This window comes from Longibaculum muris, assembly GCF_004343035.1.
GTDB classification, from domain to species: domain Bacteria; phylum Bacillota_I; class Bacilli_A; order Erysipelotrichales; family Coprobacillaceae; genus Longibaculum; species Longibaculum muris.
The window spans coordinates 65,878-81,166 of the sequence record NZ_SMCQ01000015.1; the positions used below are offsets into that span (position 1 = coordinate 65,878).

Here is a 15,289-nt window from a genome sequence, read left to right on the forward strand (position 1 = left end):
ACGATGAATTATGTCATTTATGGTGAGGAAAAGCTTTTAATGGAACAAAAGTTAGCATCTTTGAAAAAGAAATATGCAATTTTAGAAGAAGATATGAATATGATGACATATTGGTGTAATGAGACCTCAATGTCAGCCATTATTGAAGATGCTTTAACACCACCATTTTTAACTGAATATAAGATGATTGTATTAAAAAATCCAACTTTTTTAACAACTCAAAAACAAAAAGATATGAGTGATGAGGATATAAAAATGTTTTTAGATTATCTTGCACAAGATAATCCTACAACGGTATTCGTTATTTATCATGATCAAAAGAATTTTGATGAGCGTAAAAAAGTTGTTAAACAATTAAGAAAACATACCCAGTTTATTGATGTAGAAAAAATGGATTATCATCAACTCTATAAAGCAACCCACAAGGCAATAAAAAGTCGAGGTTGTGAAATAGATGAGGATGCTTTGGAATTGTTTTTATCAAGGATGCCTAATGATTTATTAGAGATTTCTCAGGAAGTGAATAAGATATGTTTATATAGTCATCATATTGATAAAAAGACAGTTGACTTGATGGTTGTAAAACAAGTAGAAGAAAATGTTTTTGAATTAACTAAAGCTATTTTGAATAAAGAAACTGCTAAAAGTATTCAAATTTATAAAGATCTTATTATGAACAATGAAGAACCAATTAAATTAATTGTTTTAATTGCAAGTTCAATGCGTTTGCTTTATCAGGTAAAATTATTGGATCGTAAAGGTTATAATGATCGCGAAATTGGTTCTATTTTATCTTTAAATCCTTATCGTTTAAAATATATAAGACAGGATGGTAAGGATTTTGATATTGGCGAGCTGTTGAAAAAATTAGATGAATTGTCTGAGCTAGATGTTGCGATTAAGACTGGTAAAATAGATCGATTTAGAGGTTTAGAATTATTTTTAATGCGAATGGGAGGAAATTATTGATGGAATCATTGAGAGAATTATTTAAGGTTGGGGTTGGACCTTCTTCGTCACATACGATGGGACCTCAAAGGATTGCTAAAAAAGTTATGGAAATGTATCCAGAAGCTCATCGTTTTCATGTTGATTTACATGGTTCTTTAGCTTTGACGGGGAAAGGCCATTTAACTGATTATATTATTGAAAAAACATTTGCCCCTATACCAGTGACTTTTTCATTTAAAAGTGATGCTTTACCATTTCATCCTAATGGAATGATTGTTCATGTTTTTGATGAATTAGATCAGGAAATAAAGGCAATTGAAGTTTATTCAATTGGGGGTGGATCGATTCTTTTTAAAGGTGATATGGAAGAAACACCGGTTGAAGTCTATCCACAAAATACGATGGATGAGATTTTAAAATATGTTGATGAAAAAGGAATCTCTTTATATGACTATGTTTTAGAGTATGAAGGTGAAGATTTTGATCATTATCTTTCTGATATTTTAGAAGCAATGTTTTTTAGTGTTGAAAATGGGCTTAAAAAAGAAGGCATTATTCATGGAAAATTGAAGTTAAAAAGAGTTGCTAAATCAATGTATCAGCAAGCTCAAAATACGCGTCGAGAAGCTGATCGTGAAAGATTATTTATTTCTAGTTATGCTTATGCTGTGGCAGAAGAAAATGCTGATGGAGGTCAAATCGTAACTGCTCCAACATGTGGAGCAAGTGGAATTATGCCAGCTATTTTATATTATTGTCATAAACAGCTACATATTGAAAAGAAAGATTTGATAAAGGCTCTTGCGATTGGTGGGTTATTTGGTAATGTTGTGAAGAAAAATGCAACAATTTCTGGGGCTGATGGAGGTTGTCAAGCTGAAGTAGGAACAGCGTGTGCAATGGCAGCTGCAACTATGGCATGGATTTATGAATTAAATAATTCATTAATTGAATATGCTGCGGAAATGGGCTTAGAACACAATCTTGGATTGACTTGTGATCCTGTAGGTGGATATGTTCAAATTCCATGTATTGAAAGAAATGGCTATGGGTCATTGCGTGCTTTGGATGCAGCGATGTTGGCTAAACAACTTGGTTATTTACGTAAAAATAAAGTCTCTTTTGATGCTATTGTACGGGTTATGAAAGAGACTGGAAAAGACTTGTCAAGTGCTTATAAAGAAACCTCACTTGGTGGTTTAGCAAAGGAATTTGGTTTATAATGAAGTCTTTATATGTTCATGTTCCTTTTTGTGATCATATTTGTAGCTATTGTGATTTTTGTAAAGTTTTTTATAAGGAAGATTGGGCTAATCAATACTTAGAAGCGTTATCATATGAGATAAAAGATAAATCTATTCATGATGATTATGATACGATTTATATTGGTGGAGGGACACCAAGTAGTTTATCGCTTAAACAATTAGATACATTATTCAAAATGCTTGAGCCTTTATCTATTCAGGTAAAAGAATACAGCATTGAAATGAATCCTGAATCGATCAATGAAGATAAGATAGATTTATTGATAAAATATGGGATTAATCGAGTGAGTATCGGGGTTCAAACATTTCATAATTCATTATTAGAAAAAATTGGTCGATATCACACATCTCAACAAGCGATAGAATGTATAAAAATGTTGCATGCAAAGGGAATAGAAGATATCAATGTTGATTTGATTTATGGATTGCCTAGTCAAACAATTCAAGATATTGATGAAGATATCGCATTAATAAATGATCTTCAAATTTCACATTTGTCCATTTATTCTTTGATTTTAGAAGAACATACCATTCTTAAAAATCAGGACTATCAGCCATTGGATGATGAAGCAGATGCATATTGGTATGAACATATCAATCAGAAGCTTAAAGAAATAGGCTTTATGCATTATGAGGTCAGCAATTACTATCGTCAAAAACCTTCGTTGCATAATTTAGTCTATTGGCATTATCAAGATTATGATGGTATAGGGATATCAGCTCATTCATTAAAAAATCATCATCGGTTAGAAAATACCAATAGTTTAACACAATATATCAACCATCATTATTTAAAAGAAGATGTTCTTTTATCAAGGGAAGATGAATTGTTTGAAAAGATAATGATGGGATTAAGATTGGTTGATGGTATTTGTATTGATGAAATCAATCAACAATTCGATATTGATTTTTTAAAGCAGTATCAACATACAATTGAAAAATATAGAACCTTGAAGATGTTGGAAATCAAAAATCATTATTTAAGAACAACAGCTTTAGGAATGAATTATTTAAATACAATTTTAGTTGATTTTTTAGATGACGAGATATGATTTTCATATCTCTTTTTTGCGTTGATGAAATCATAGAGGATAAAAAAGCTTATATATGATGCTTGTTATTGTGATGATAGCTTCATTTTGACTTAGAAAAGAATTTTATTTATATTTTTTAGCACAAAAGGGTTGACAGTGCTAAAAGGATGAGTATAATGTAATTAGCACAAAGGTAAAAGGAGTGCTAAAGGAGGTTGGAATATGCTGACAGCTAGACAATTACTGATTCTCAAATGTATAGTTGAAGAATTTGTAGAAACAGCTGAACCAGTTGGTTCTAAAACATTAATGGCAAAGTATCAGCTTCCTTATTCAAGTGCCACAATACGAAATGAGATGTCTTTTCTAGAAGAACATGGTTTCTTAGAAAAAACGCATACATCTTCAGGACGTATTCCTTCGACTGAGGGATATCGCTTCTATGTTAATACTTTGATGCAACCAAGTGTTGATGATGAAGTTAAAAATCAGGTGGCAACGATTTTAGGTGATCGACATCGTTCTTTAAATGAAATTATTAAAGAAAGTTGTCAAATGTTGAGTGAGTTAACTCATTTAACAACGGTTGCTCTTGGTCCAAATTCTGGCTATGAACGATTGCAGAATATTACACTTGTTCCTTTAACTGAACATAGTGTTACAGCAATTATTGTTACGGATAAAGGACATGTTGAAAATCGTAATTTTAATGTTAAAAACAATGCGTATTTAGAAGATTTAACAAGTTGTGTAAATGTGATGAATGAATTGTTGGATGGAACGCCTATCAATCAAGTCGCATTTCGTTTAGAAAGAGATGTCAAACCAATACTGAGTGCAAGAATCAAAGAACATGAAGTTTTGTTCAATGCATTCTTAGAGGCATTTATGAAATTTGCCAACAGTCATGTTTACTTCTCTGGTAAAGAAAACTTATTATATCAGCCTGAATATAATGATGTTAATAAGTTAAGACGGTTAGTAACAGCATTTGAAAATTCGCAATCTTGGAAAAGTTTAGAACCAATTGCATTAGAAGAAGGTGTCAGTGTTCGTATTGGCTCTGATTCACCGATTGAAGATTTAAATGATGTTTCTGTTATATCCGCTTCGTTTAAAACAGGCAATGAATCTAAAGGATCAATTTCTGTCATTGGGCCGACGCGTATGCCTTATGAAAAGGTGGTTTCTTTAGTTGAGTATATTTCGCAAAGCTTAGAGGAAGTGTTGCTAAGTGAAGAAGATGAAGATGATGAATAGAGGTGAAAAAATGGCAGAAGAAAAAAAGGAAGAAGAAGTTGTTGAAGAAACTGTAGATAACCAAGAAGAAACAGTGGAAACAACGGATTCAAAAGAAGAATCATTAGAGAGTCAAATGGCTAAACTACAAGAGGAAGTGAATACATGGAAAACTGACTATTATAAGGTCTTTGCTGACATGGAAAACTTAAAAAGAAGATTGGAAAAAGAACATCAGAATTCATTGAAATTCATGATGCAATCATTTATTGAAGAATTACTTCCGGTTGTGGATAATTTTGAACGTTCATTAAATGTTCAAAATCCAAGTGAAGAAGTCAAAACATTCTTAAAGGGTTATCAAATGATTTTTGATCAATTGATGAACATTTTACAAAAGAATGGTGTTGAAGTGATTGAAGCACAAGGTAAAGAATTTGATCCAAACTTCCATCAAGCAGTCATGACTGCAAATGATGAAAATTTTGGTCATAACATTGTTGTGGAAGAACTTCAAAAAGGATACAAATTGAAAGATCGCGTTATTCGTGCATCTTTAGTAAAAGTAAATGAATAAATTTAAGGAGGATGAATTTTATGGGAAATAAGATTATTGGTATTGACTTAGGTACTACAAACTCATGCGTAAGTGTTATGGAAAATGGAGAAGCTAAAGTTATTGCTAATCCTGAAGGTTTAAGAACAACTGCTTCAGTTGTATCATTTAAAAATGGTGAAATTGTTGTTGGTGAAGCTGCTAAACGTCAAGCTGTTACTAACAAAGATACAGTTATGTCAATTAAAAGACATATGGGTACAAGTTATAAAGAACATGTTAATGGTAAAGACTATACACCTCAAGAAATCTCTGCAATGATTTTACAAAACTTAAAAGCAACTGCAGAAGCATATTTAGGTGAATCAGTAACAAAAGCAGTTATTACTGTTCCTGCATATTTCAACGATGCACAACGTCAAGCAACAAAAGATGCTGGTAAAATCGCTGGTTTAGATGTTGAACGTATTATCAACGAACCAACAGCAGCAGCTTTAGCATTTGGTGTTGATAAATTAGATAAAGAACAAAAAGTACTAGTTTATGACTTAGGTGGAGGTACATTTGACGTATCTATCTTAGACTTAGCTGATGGTATGTTTGAAGTTTTAGCAACTGCTGGAGATAACCATTTAGGTGGGGATGACTTCGACGAAGCTGTTATGAACTGGATTGTTGCTGAATTCAAAAAAGATCAAGGTGTTGATTTAAGTACTGATAAAATGGCTATGCAACGTGTAAAAGAAGCTGCAGAAAAAGCTAAGAAAGATTTATCTGGTATGATGCAAACTCAAATTTCATTACCATTTATCTCTGCTGGTCCAGCTGGTCCATTACACTTAGAATTAACATTAACAAGAGCTAAATTTGATGAATTAACAAAAGATTTAGTAATGCGTACTGAAGGACCAGTAAGACAAGCATTAAGTGATGCTAGTATGAGTGCTAGTGAAATTGATCAAGTTTTATTAGTTGGTGGTTCTACTCGTATTCCTGCTGTTCAAGAATCAGTTAAGAGATTATTAGGAAAAGAACCTAATAAATCAGTAAACCCTGATGAAGTTGTTGCTATGGGAGCTTCTATCCAAGGTGGAGTTATCGCTGGTGATGTTAAAGATATCGTATTATTAGACGTTACACCATTATCATTAGGTATTGAAACTATGGGTGGAGTTATGACTGTATTAATCGAAAGAAATACAACAATTCCAACAACAAAATCTCAAATCTTCTCTACTGCTGCTGATAACCAACCAGCTGTTGATATCAATGTATTACAAGGTGAAAGATCAATGGCTAAAGATAATAAACAATTAGGTTTATTTAAATTAGATGGTATCGAACCAGCTCCAAGAGGAGTTCCACAAATTGAAGTTACATTCAGCATTGATGTTAATGGTATCGTTAATGTTAAAGCTAAAGATATGAAAACTCAAAAAGAACAATCTATCACTATTCAAAACTCAACTGGTTTAAGTGATGAAGAAATTGATAGAATGGTTAAAGAAGCTGAAGCTAATAAAGCAGAAGATGAAAAGAAACGTAAAGATATTGAAACAAGAAATAAAGCTGAACAAATGATTAATGAAATTGATAAAGCATTAGCTGAACAAGGTGATAAGATTGATGAAAATCAAAAATCACAAGCAACTGCTTTAAGAGATGAATTAAAGAAAGCATTAGATGAAAATGATATGGCTACACTTGAAGCAAAAATGACTGAATTAGAACAAGTTGCTCAACAAATGGCAGCATATCAATATCAACAATCTCAAGGAGCTAATCCAACAGGTGATGCTGGTACAGCATCAAATGATGATGACGTTGTTGATGCAGACTTTACAGAAAAAAATTAAAATAAAGCCAAGGCTTTGCCTTGGTTTTATCTAATGAGTGAGAGGTGAGAATATGGCTGATAAAAGAGATTATTATGAAGTGCTTGGGGTTTCTAAGAGTGCAAGTGCTGATGAAATTAAACGGGCATATCGTAAGATGGCTAAAAAATATCACCCTGATGTCAATAAGGATCCTGACGCTGAAGAAAAGTTTAAAGAAGTTCAAGAAGCTTATGACGTTTTGTCAGATGACAATAAAAAGGCTGCATATGATCGATATGGTCACGCTGCATTTGATCAAACTGGTGGATTCGGTGGAGGAGCTGGCGGATTCGGTGGATTCGGTGGCTTTGAAGATGTTGACTTAGGAGATATCTTTGGTTCTTTCTTTGGTGGAGGTGGATCTCGTCAAAGAAAAAGTGGACCAATGCGTGGTGAAGATCGATTTGTTCAATTAGAAATTGACTTCATGGATGCAATTAAAGGTAAGAAAACAGAAATCAAAATTAATTATGATGAACAATGTCCACATTGTCATGGTAGTGGCGCAAAAACACCAAATGATGTTCAAACATGTCCTAAATGTGGTGGGACAGGAACAATTAGAACACAACAACGTTCTCCATTTGGTACCTTTGTGAATCAAACAACTTGTCCAGATTGTCATGGTACAGGAAAAGTTGTGAAAGAAAAATGTCCACATTGTCATGGAAATGGATATGTTAATAAAAATATTACGGTAGAATTGAATATTCCAGCTGGTATTAATACACATCAACAATTACGTGTTCAAGGAAAAGGACATCGTGGAGCAAACGGAGGTCCTAATGGTGATTTGTATGTAGAAATCTATGTGAAACCACATCAACACTTCCAACGTGATGGTAAAAATATCTATATTACAATTCCAATTTCAGCAGTTGATGCGACTTTAGGTTGTGAAGTAGATGTACCAACTGTTTATGGAGATGTGACATTAAAAGTTCCTGAAGGAACACAACCAGGAACAACTTTACGTTTAAAGGGTAAAGGGGTAAAAGATTTACGTAGTGATAACTATGGTGATCAATTTGTTAAGATTGATGTGAAGATTCCAACAAAGTTGTCTCGTGATGAAAAAGATTTATATGGTAAGCTTAGAAAATCTGCTAAGAAAGAATCAATCTTTGATCAATTTAAAAAAGGTTTTAAAAGATAACAGAAATGTTATCTTTTTTTGTAAATATTATTGAATTAATGGTATCATAGAGTTATGGAGGTAGCTATATGAAACAAATTATGAAAAATATTGATAAAAGTTGTGTATTAACGTTGAAAGATGAAGTTGCTTATTTACCACATCAAGTTGTTAGTAAAACACTTATTCAAAATGATGCTTTGAGTATAACATTATTTGCCTTTGATAAGGATGAAGAAATTAGTACGCATTGTTCATCAGGTGATGCTATGGTTTATTGTTTAGATGGAGTAGGGTGCATTACGATTGATGGTGAACCTTATACTTTAAATGTTGGAGAGACAATTGTTATGCCAGCAGGACATCCTCATGCTGTATATGGACAAGAACAGTTCAAGATGTTATTAGTCGTTGCTTTTGAGTAACGACTTTTTAAAAGTATAATAAAAAAAGCATCCAAAGGATGCATTCTTTATAATTAAGCGCTTTTTCTAAGACTTCTTAATTCTCTCGCTGAAATTTTTACTTTTTTTGGTTTACCATTGACTAAAATAGTAGCTTTTTGTAAGTTTACATTCCATTTTCTTCTTGAAGAATTCAATGCATGAGAACGAGTATTTCCAGACATTGGTCCTTTACCACTAACTTCACATTTTCTAGCCATTTTTTTCACCATCCTTTACAACTTGTGATTCACATACTTTAGTATAATAGCATTAATATTTAAAAAATGCAAACATTTTTTTCACTTTTTTTACCAAGTTAAAAGAAATGTTTTTTATCTATGCGAGATAATCATATACGAAAACTATGAATATTTCAACATTTTTTTGTTATTTTCATTTACAAGTGATTTTAAGTGGGTTATAATGCGTATGCATTATGTGGGAAATGTTTGTCAATAATTTAAAAATAAGATATAATATAGATAACTATATATAAGTGTAAAAAGATCGGAGGAATAGGTATGATCAAAAAAACAACTGATTTAGGTGACATCAATCTTTCATTAGATGTTGTTGCAAGTATTACAGGCGGGGCAGCGACTGAATGTTATGGTGTTGTCGGGATGTCTAGTCAAAAAATTATGAAAGATGGTTTTTATGATTTGTTAGGGAGAGACAATTATGCTAAAGGAATTGTCGTTGAAGATGGCGAAACAGGCATTATTTTAAATGTATATATTATTGTTGGATATGGAGTTAAAATTTCTGAAGTTGTTTATGAGGTTCAAAAGAAAGTGAAATATGTATTAGAAACAACTTTAGATATTGATATTGAAGCCGTGAATGTTTTTGTACAAAGCGTTCGAGTGATTGATTAATTGATGGAGGTTAAAGATGAAGAACATAGATGGTAAGCTGTTTAAAGAGATGGTTGTCACAGGGGCGATAGTGCTTCACAATAATCATCCTGAAATCGATGCGTTAAATGTTTTTCCAGTGCCTGATGGGGATACTGGAACAAATATGTCATTAACATTTAGTGCTGGAGCAAGTGAAATTGAAAAACTTGATTCAACTGATATTTATGAAGTTGCAAAGAAATTATCTAAAGGTTTATTGATGGGAGCAAGAGGAAACTCTGGAGTTATCTTGTCACAAATCTTTAGAGGAGTTTCTATGGCGTTTGAAGGGAAAAAAGAAGTTAATGCTGTAGAATTAGCCCAAGCATTTAAAAACGGTGCTAAGGTGGCTTATAAAGCTGTTATGCGTCCTGTTGAAGGAACAATCTTAACGGTTATTAGAGAAGCTAGTGATGCTGTTGTTCAATATGCTCAAGAGGGTATGGAAATTGAAGATGTATTTTCGTATTTTGTAAAAGAAGCTGAAGAATCACTAGAAAGAACACCTGAACTTTTACCAGTTTTAAAAGAAGTTGGAGTTGTTGATAGTGGTGGAGCAGGATTGCTTTTAGTCTTTACTGGATTCATGGCTGCATTAGCTGGTGAAGAAATTGAAAGAGTAGAAATTAAAAATGATTCTACTAAAGAAGCTTTAGTAGATGTGGAATCTGATGGTGAAGAAGGTTATGGATATTGTACTGAATTTATCTTTAGATTAGATCCAGGCAAAATCAAAGCCTTTAAAGAAGAAAGTTTAAGAAATGAATTAGAAAGACTTCCAGGTAATAGTATTGTCGTTGTTCAAGATGAAGATATTGTTAAGGTTCATGTTCATACATTAAAACCTGGTAATGCCTTAAATGCTGCACAAAGATATGGTGAATTTATTAAATTAAAGATTGAAAATATGCAAGAACAACATAATTCAATCTTAGAAGCAAATGCCACTCCTGCTGCTAAAGCAACACCAATTGTTCCAAAACAAGAAGAAAAAGAAGTTGCTATCATTAGTGTTGCTGCTGGTGATGGGATTAAAGATATGTTCTTAGAATTACATTGTGACTATGTTGTAAGTGGTGGACAAACAATGAATCCTTCTGCTGAAGATATCGTTCAAGCAATTCGTGATGTTCATGCAAAACATGTCATTATTTTACCAAATAACTCTAATATCGTTATGACAGCACAACAAGCTGCAATTATCTTAGAAGATGAAGTAGATGTTCAAGTTATTCCAACAAAGACAATTCCTCAAGGATTATCTGCATGTATTATGTATAATCCAGAAGTTTCTTTAGAAGAAAATCTTGATGAAATGAATGATGCAATAGCAAGTGTAAAAACTGGACAAGTAACATTTGCTATTAAAGATACTAATATTGATGGTGTTGACATTAAAGCTAATCAATATATGGCATTATGTGAAAAAGAAATTACAGCGTGTGTACCAAGCAAGGTTGAAGCTTTAAAAGAAACTTTAAAAGGTTTAGTTGATGATGATTCTGAAATCATTACATTAATTTATGGTGAAGATGTTAGTGATGAAGAAGTTGAAGAAATTGAAGCTTATGTTGAAGATACTTATGAAGCTGAACTTGAATGTGTAAATGGAAAACAACCTGTTTATTCATTTATTGTTGGTGTAGAATAATAAAAGCAATGAAAAAGCGCCCCTATTTATCGGCGCTTTTTGTATATTAAAGTTATTCAGGGTCTTATTAGGGGCTTAAAAACGCTTGAAAGTACTGAATAAGAGTAAATATAAGTGAACTTTTTAATCATACAAGGTTAAATTCGATCAGTTGTGCTACCATTTGTTGTTGAGATTTTAAAACATCAATATAGAATTTTACAATGATTACAAATTAGTAATACTAAATATTTTTTTAATCTAATAACCTTATCATATCGTTCAAAAGAATTTTGCTGTATAATAGACGGTAAGAAATGATGATAGTATGAGCAAAACAATTGAGCAACTTATCGAAAGTTTGGATACAATACCATTTTTATTTGTTGGGTCAGGGTTATCAAGAAGATATTATAATTTACCTGATTGGATAGGATTATTAAAAGTAATGGTTGATAAATTAAATAAAGATTCATTTGCATTTCGTTCTTATGAAGATCGAGCATCTTTTGAAAGTAATCCATATGGTATAAACCCTAAAATAGCTTCATTGATAGAAGAAGATTTTAATAAGGAATGGTTTCAGAACCCTGCAATAAGAAACTTAGACGAAACTTATCTTGAAAAAGTAGAGAAGGGATGTTCTCCTTTTAAAGCTGAAATGAGTTATTATTTAAAACAAAAATCAGTGTTATGTTCAAATTTAAAAGATGAAGTTACTTTATTGAATAATATTGCGAAAAAATCAATTGCTGGAATTATTACAACAAACTATGATTTGTTTTTTGAAACATATTTATCTGAGTATAAAGTTTATATAGGGCAACAAGCACTCTTGTTTTCTCAATTACAAGGTATTGCAGAAGTTTATAAAATACATGGTTCATTAAATGATCCTCAGTCTATTGTTATAAATGAAAAAGACTATAAAGAATTTAAAGAGAAACGTGAATATTTGGCTGCTAAACTTCTTACGATATTTATGGAGTATCCAATTATTTTTATGGGGTATTATATTTCAGATTCTAATATCAGAGATATTTTAAGTTCAATCGTTAAATGCATGTCAAATGAACAAGTTAAATTACTGAAAGAAAAATTTATTTTTATTGAATATGATTCTGAAATAGAAGGATATGAGATAGGTGAATCATCATTTGCTTTTGAAGATGATAAAATGATTACAATGACAAAGATTACCTTATCTGATTATTCATTGATTTATAACGCAATTGGGAAAAAGAAAATGAAAATACCTGTTCGTCTACTAAGGGTACTAAAAGATGAATTATATTTATTCACATTATCTAATGAACCTACTAAAAATATTAAAGTAGCTACAATTGATGATGATCGAGTTGCAAATGATGAATTAGTCATTTCTATTGGGACAACAGAAACAGTTAACTTAAATGGTTTAAAAGGTATATCTACAGATCAATGGTATAGAAATATTGTGATGCAGGATCTTAAATATGATACTAAAGACCTACTAGCTTATGCTCCAACACTAGCAAAACAAGTTTCTGGTATATTACCTATCAATTCATTATATGAGGATAAATTTAAAGATATAGAGGGAATCGATAAGTTGTTTGTAAATGATTTTGAAGATATTATCTCTAAAACAATAGAAAGAGAACGTCGTAGACATCCTCAAGTTGATATACAAAGTATTTTGAAAGAAATAACTGATATAGATAAACAAATGCTTAATATTGCGTATTTGAAAAAAGAACAAATAAATTTAAATGATTTAGAAAATTATTTAAAAAGCAAGTTTGAACAGGATAGTGAGATACTAAAATCATCTAAACAATCTACTCGTACAAACTTAAGAAGATTGATTAGAATTTATGATTATTTAAAAGGAGAAAATAAAAAAGCCTCTAATTAAAGCGACCTTTACAAGGACACCATTAGAAGTTTCTTTCTCTTCATGAAAACATTCCAACAAGGCTACTTTATAAAAGCCACCCTATTCTCCTGCTCTCTTACTAAGTATTATACACTTTTATCAGAAAATTACAATTAAATATCGAAAAATTAAGAAGATTAGTAAAGGAAAAGAAAGTTGTATTTTTTATGAGTGGTAAACGTGCCTATATCAATTATCCAGTTTCTATAAAAAACTTTGGGTAAGTGAAAACAAGTGATAAAAAATATGATTGATTTCAGTTTTGGGGTTTATTTGGAGCTGAAAACTTCAAAAACTACTCAAATACAGTGAATAACAAGGAACAGTAGCATTCAAAATAGTGTTTATTTATCAATAAAAATAGAAACGATTTAATTCTAGGAAACGGGTTATAAAATTGGTTTCGAATAAAATTAGAAGTTAAATTTTAGGACGCTTAGAAATGAGCGTTCTTTTTTGTTGTGAAAGGGAGTGAGATAGTGATAAAAACTAAAGAAAATAGTATTAAACAAGTTGCTGTTAAAGACAGATTAATTGATACTTCAGTAAGTAATAAAATTAAGTAAAGACAAAATAGCAAAAGAAAATGTGGATACAAGTAAAAATGCTATAAGTTCAGTTGAACATATCGGTGAAACAACTGCGTTTGAATCAACTCGCAGAGCTAAAAATTATGTTATCAAAAAGCATCGTGAAAAGAGAAAATGAAAATACTAATAGATAATGAAAATAACAAATCTGTTCTGAATAATACAGTTCACAGTAAAAGAAATAGTCAAATTAAGAATGGACTATCTTTTAGAAGAACAACTAATTAATCATTGCATATGAAACAATCAAAAGAATTAATAACATATAAATATCGAAAGAAGATACAACATTCTTCTAAAGGAGTAGAAAGAATCCATAATAGAGTGAATACTGTATCAAATGTTGTTGGTAAGTCATTTAGTTTTATCAAGAGAACTGCAATGAACTTTAAAAATCTTGTGAGTATGGGGATAGGGTTATTGTTAATTACTTTTATTGTTTTATTTATTGGAATATTTGCATGTTTGTCTTATGATTCAACTGTTAATTCAGCAACTGAACCATTAAGTGTTAAAGTCATTGAATACAAAGAAACAATTGAAAAATATGCAAAACGATATGATATGGAGAATATTTCTTTAATGCTACAGGAATATAACTATGGCAAGAAATATATTACATGGGCACAAGAAAACTTTGGTGGATATACAAGGGTTAATACTAAAGTTTATTATGATGAAAAAGTATTAGAACTTCAAGTATCTAATTTTGGTGATCCAAAATATGTAAGTCATATATTAAGATATTACCATGTAGGTATTGTTGAAAAAGTAGAAAATAATTATATAAATACGATTGAGGAAATAGTAAAGATGAATGTAGAGAAAGAAAATACAAACCGAATAATAAAAATATCTTTGGATACGGAATAGTGTATCAATAAATTAATCCAATGCCATATGTACTTATGCAAGAGTACATATGGCTTTTTTGGTGTGCCGGGCATGGCACTAATTCAGTTGGAGACAAACCAACCACAGGTAGTTACCGCCAAGTGTAGTGAACCACAAGTCGTTAACAGTAATGTTATGGATGAAGGAAGTGGTGTAGCGACTCTTTTGAGCGTACGAACAGAAACTTGATATAAGGCTAAATGGTGGATAAGATTGCCGAACAAATCGAAGTCCAAAAGGTAAACGTAAAACCAAGACAGTAAATCAAGGCGTTGTGAAAGAGATAGGATTAGTGAATTACCCCGGGAGATCCCTTAGACGATGAAGTCCAATAAACTTTAAAATCAGCAATGGTACCATCGGTCGAAAATGGTTAACTAAGGGAAGTCAGCTGAGGTCGTAGTAGGTATCTCACCAATATCAAAGGACCTAATGTTTATATGGTGTTACTCACCACAAGCAATGTTTGGACAGTTCGAAATCGAGGATAATCCTGTAATTAGAAAACGTAATTCTATGAGGATGAAGGTAGAGGGAATGGTTCCAAATATATTTACAAGAGGAAGGAGAAACAGCAACATGGAATTAATAAAAGTGATTTTAAGTGATGAAAACTTAAATGAGGCAATCAAAAGAGTCAAGAGTCATAAAGGTGCAGCGGGAGTTGATAAGATGACAGTATATGAAATTGATGAATACTTTGAAAAGAATAAGGAAAGTATCAAACAATCCATTCTAGAAAAGAAGTATAAGCCTCAACTGTTAATGGTAAAATAAAGATAACCAAAAAGGTTGGTTTAACAATTACCACTTATGGTAATGACAAACTACCAGCTGGTTATCTTTTTTGATAAA

Annotated in this window: 14 protein-coding genes; 13 read left to right on the plus strand and 1 reads right to left on the minus strand. The window is 31.5% G+C overall.

What is annotated here, in order from left to right:
* Window positions 1-3 precede the first annotated feature (3 nt).
* The 8 genes from holA to EDD60_RS10645 all read left to right on the plus strand — a co-directional run bounded on the left by holA (window position 4) and on the right by EDD60_RS10645 (window position 8,482).
* Window positions 4-969: a DNA polymerase III subunit delta gene (holA, locus tag EDD60_RS10610; protein ID WP_066450962.1), complete on the plus strand. Its 966-nt coding sequence runs from the start codon at window positions 4-6 to the stop codon at window positions 967-969.
* Window positions 969-2,174, plus strand: a complete 1,206-nt coding sequence (locus EDD60_RS10615; protein ID WP_066450960.1) for an L-serine ammonia-lyase, iron-sulfur-dependent, subunit alpha — start codon at window positions 969-971, stop codon at window positions 2,172-2,174. Before holA ends, EDD60_RS10615 begins: the two co-directional genes overlap by 1 nt.
* Window positions 2,174-3,268: a radical SAM family heme chaperone HemW gene (hemW, locus tag EDD60_RS10620; protein ID WP_066450958.1), complete on the plus strand. Its 1,095-nt coding sequence runs from the start codon at window positions 2,174-2,176 to the stop codon at window positions 3,266-3,268. Before EDD60_RS10615 ends, hemW begins: the two co-directional genes overlap by 1 nt.
* A 204-nt stretch (window positions 3,269-3,472) precedes the next feature.
* Window positions 3,473-4,510: a heat-inducible transcriptional repressor HrcA gene (gene hrcA, locus EDD60_RS10625; RefSeq protein ID WP_066450956.1), complete on the plus strand. Its 1,038-nt coding sequence runs from the start codon at window positions 3,473-3,475 to the stop codon at window positions 4,508-4,510.
* 10 nt (window positions 4,511-4,520) lie between these two features.
* Window positions 4,521-5,066 (plus strand): nucleotide exchange factor GrpE, encoded by a 546-nt coding sequence (grpE, locus tag EDD60_RS10630; RefSeq protein WP_229105322.1) that lies wholly within the window; start codon window positions 4,521-4,523, stop codon window positions 5,064-5,066.
* Between the two features lie 20 nt (window positions 5,067-5,086).
* The gene (dnaK, locus tag EDD60_RS10635; RefSeq protein WP_066450950.1) at window positions 5,087-6,901 is read left to right on the plus strand and encodes a molecular chaperone DnaK; all 1,815 of its coding nucleotides are present in this window, start codon (window positions 5,087-5,089) and stop codon (window positions 6,899-6,901) included.
* Between the two features lie 52 nt (window positions 6,902-6,953).
* Complete coding sequence (gene dnaJ / locus EDD60_RS10640; RefSeq protein WP_066450948.1) at window positions 6,954-8,078, plus strand: molecular chaperone DnaJ; 1,125 nt, start codon at window positions 6,954-6,956, stop codon at window positions 8,076-8,078.
* Between the two features lie 68 nt (window positions 8,079-8,146).
* Window positions 8,147-8,482, plus strand: a complete 336-nt coding sequence (locus EDD60_RS10645) for a cupin domain-containing protein (protein ID WP_066450946.1) — start codon at window positions 8,147-8,149, stop codon at window positions 8,480-8,482.
* A 53-nt stretch (window positions 8,483-8,535) separates the two neighbouring features.
* Here EDD60_RS10645 and rpmB read toward each other — a convergent pair whose 3' ends face one another.
* Window positions 8,536-8,721 (minus strand): 50S ribosomal protein L28, encoded by a 186-nt coding sequence (gene rpmB, locus EDD60_RS10650; RefSeq protein ID WP_028042320.1) that lies wholly within the window; start codon window positions 8,719-8,721, stop codon window positions 8,536-8,538.
* 303 nt (window positions 8,722-9,024) lie between these two features.
* Between rpmB and EDD60_RS10655 the strand changes: the two genes are divergently transcribed.
* The 5 genes from EDD60_RS10655 (at window position 9,025) to EDD60_RS10675 (ending at window position 15,211) form a co-directional block, all read left to right on the plus strand.
* On the plus strand, window positions 9,025-9,381 hold the full coding sequence (locus tag EDD60_RS10655; protein ID WP_066450944.1) for an Asp23/Gls24 family envelope stress response protein: 357 nt from the start codon (window positions 9,025-9,027) through the stop codon (window positions 9,379-9,381).
* Window positions 9,382-9,397: 16 nt separating this feature from the next.
* Window positions 9,398-11,053, plus strand: coding sequence for a DAK2 domain-containing protein (locus EDD60_RS10660; protein ID WP_066450941.1), 1,656 nt, complete (start codon window positions 9,398-9,400; stop codon window positions 11,051-11,053).
* Window positions 11,054-11,360: 307 nt separating this feature from the next.
* Window positions 11,361-12,929, plus strand: a complete 1,569-nt coding sequence (locus EDD60_RS10665; RefSeq protein ID WP_066450940.1) for an SIR2 family protein — start codon at window positions 11,361-11,363, stop codon at window positions 12,927-12,929.
* A 992-nt stretch (window positions 12,930-13,921) separates the two neighbouring features.
* Window positions 13,922-14,413 carry a lysozyme family protein gene (locus EDD60_RS10670; protein WP_207905317.1) on the plus strand — a complete coding sequence of 164 codons (492 nt, stop codon included), beginning with the start codon at window positions 13,922-13,924 and terminating at the stop codon, window positions 14,411-14,413.
* 600 nt (window positions 14,414-15,013) lie between these two features.
* Complete coding sequence (locus EDD60_RS10675) at window positions 15,014-15,211, plus strand: hypothetical protein (RefSeq protein WP_066450933.1); 198 nt, start codon at window positions 15,014-15,016, stop codon at window positions 15,209-15,211.
* Window positions 15,212-15,289: the final 78 nt, after the last annotated feature.

Bases quoted from the DNA above. Each gene is read 5' to 3' on its own strand.
- holA (WP_066450962.1), top strand. From the start codon at position 4: ATGAATTATGTCATTTATGGTGAGGAAAAGCTTTTAATGGAACAAAAG.
- EDD60_RS10615 (WP_066450960.1), top strand. From the start codon at position 969: ATGGAATCATTGAGAGAATTATTTAAGGTTGGGGTTGGACCTTCTTCG.
- hemW (WP_066450958.1), top strand. From the start codon at position 2,174: ATGAAGTCTTTATATGTTCATGTTCCTTTTTGTGATCATATTTGTAGC.
- hrcA (WP_066450956.1), top strand. From the start codon at position 3,473: ATGCTGACAGCTAGACAATTACTGATTCTCAAATGTATAGTTGAAGAA.
- grpE (WP_229105322.1), top strand. From the start codon at position 4,521: ATGGCAGAAGAAAAAAAGGAAGAAGAAGTTGTTGAAGAAACTGTAGAT.
- dnaK (WP_066450950.1), top strand. From the start codon at position 5,087: ATGGGAAATAAGATTATTGGTATTGACTTAGGTACTACAAACTCATGC.
- dnaJ (WP_066450948.1), top strand. From the start codon at position 6,954: ATGGCTGATAAAAGAGATTATTATGAAGTGCTTGGGGTTTCTAAGAGT.
- EDD60_RS10645 (WP_066450946.1), top strand. From the start codon at position 8,147: ATGAAACAAATTATGAAAAATATTGATAAAAGTTGTGTATTAACGTTG.
- rpmB (WP_028042320.1), bottom strand. From the start codon at position 8,721: ATGGCTAGAAAATGTGAAGTTAGTGGTAAAGGACCAATGTCTGGAAAT.
- EDD60_RS10655 (WP_066450944.1), top strand. From the start codon at position 9,025: ATGATCAAAAAAACAACTGATTTAGGTGACATCAATCTTTCATTAGAT.
- EDD60_RS10660 (WP_066450941.1), top strand. From the start codon at position 9,398: ATGAAGAACATAGATGGTAAGCTGTTTAAAGAGATGGTTGTCACAGGG.
- EDD60_RS10665 (WP_066450940.1), top strand. From the start codon at position 11,361: ATGAGCAAAACAATTGAGCAACTTATCGAAAGTTTGGATACAATACCA.
- EDD60_RS10670 (WP_207905317.1), top strand. From the start codon at position 13,922: ATGAACTTTAAAAATCTTGTGAGTATGGGGATAGGGTTATTGTTAATT.
- EDD60_RS10675 (WP_066450933.1), top strand. From the start codon at position 15,014: ATGGAATTAATAAAAGTGATTTTAAGTGATGAAAACTTAAATGAGGCA.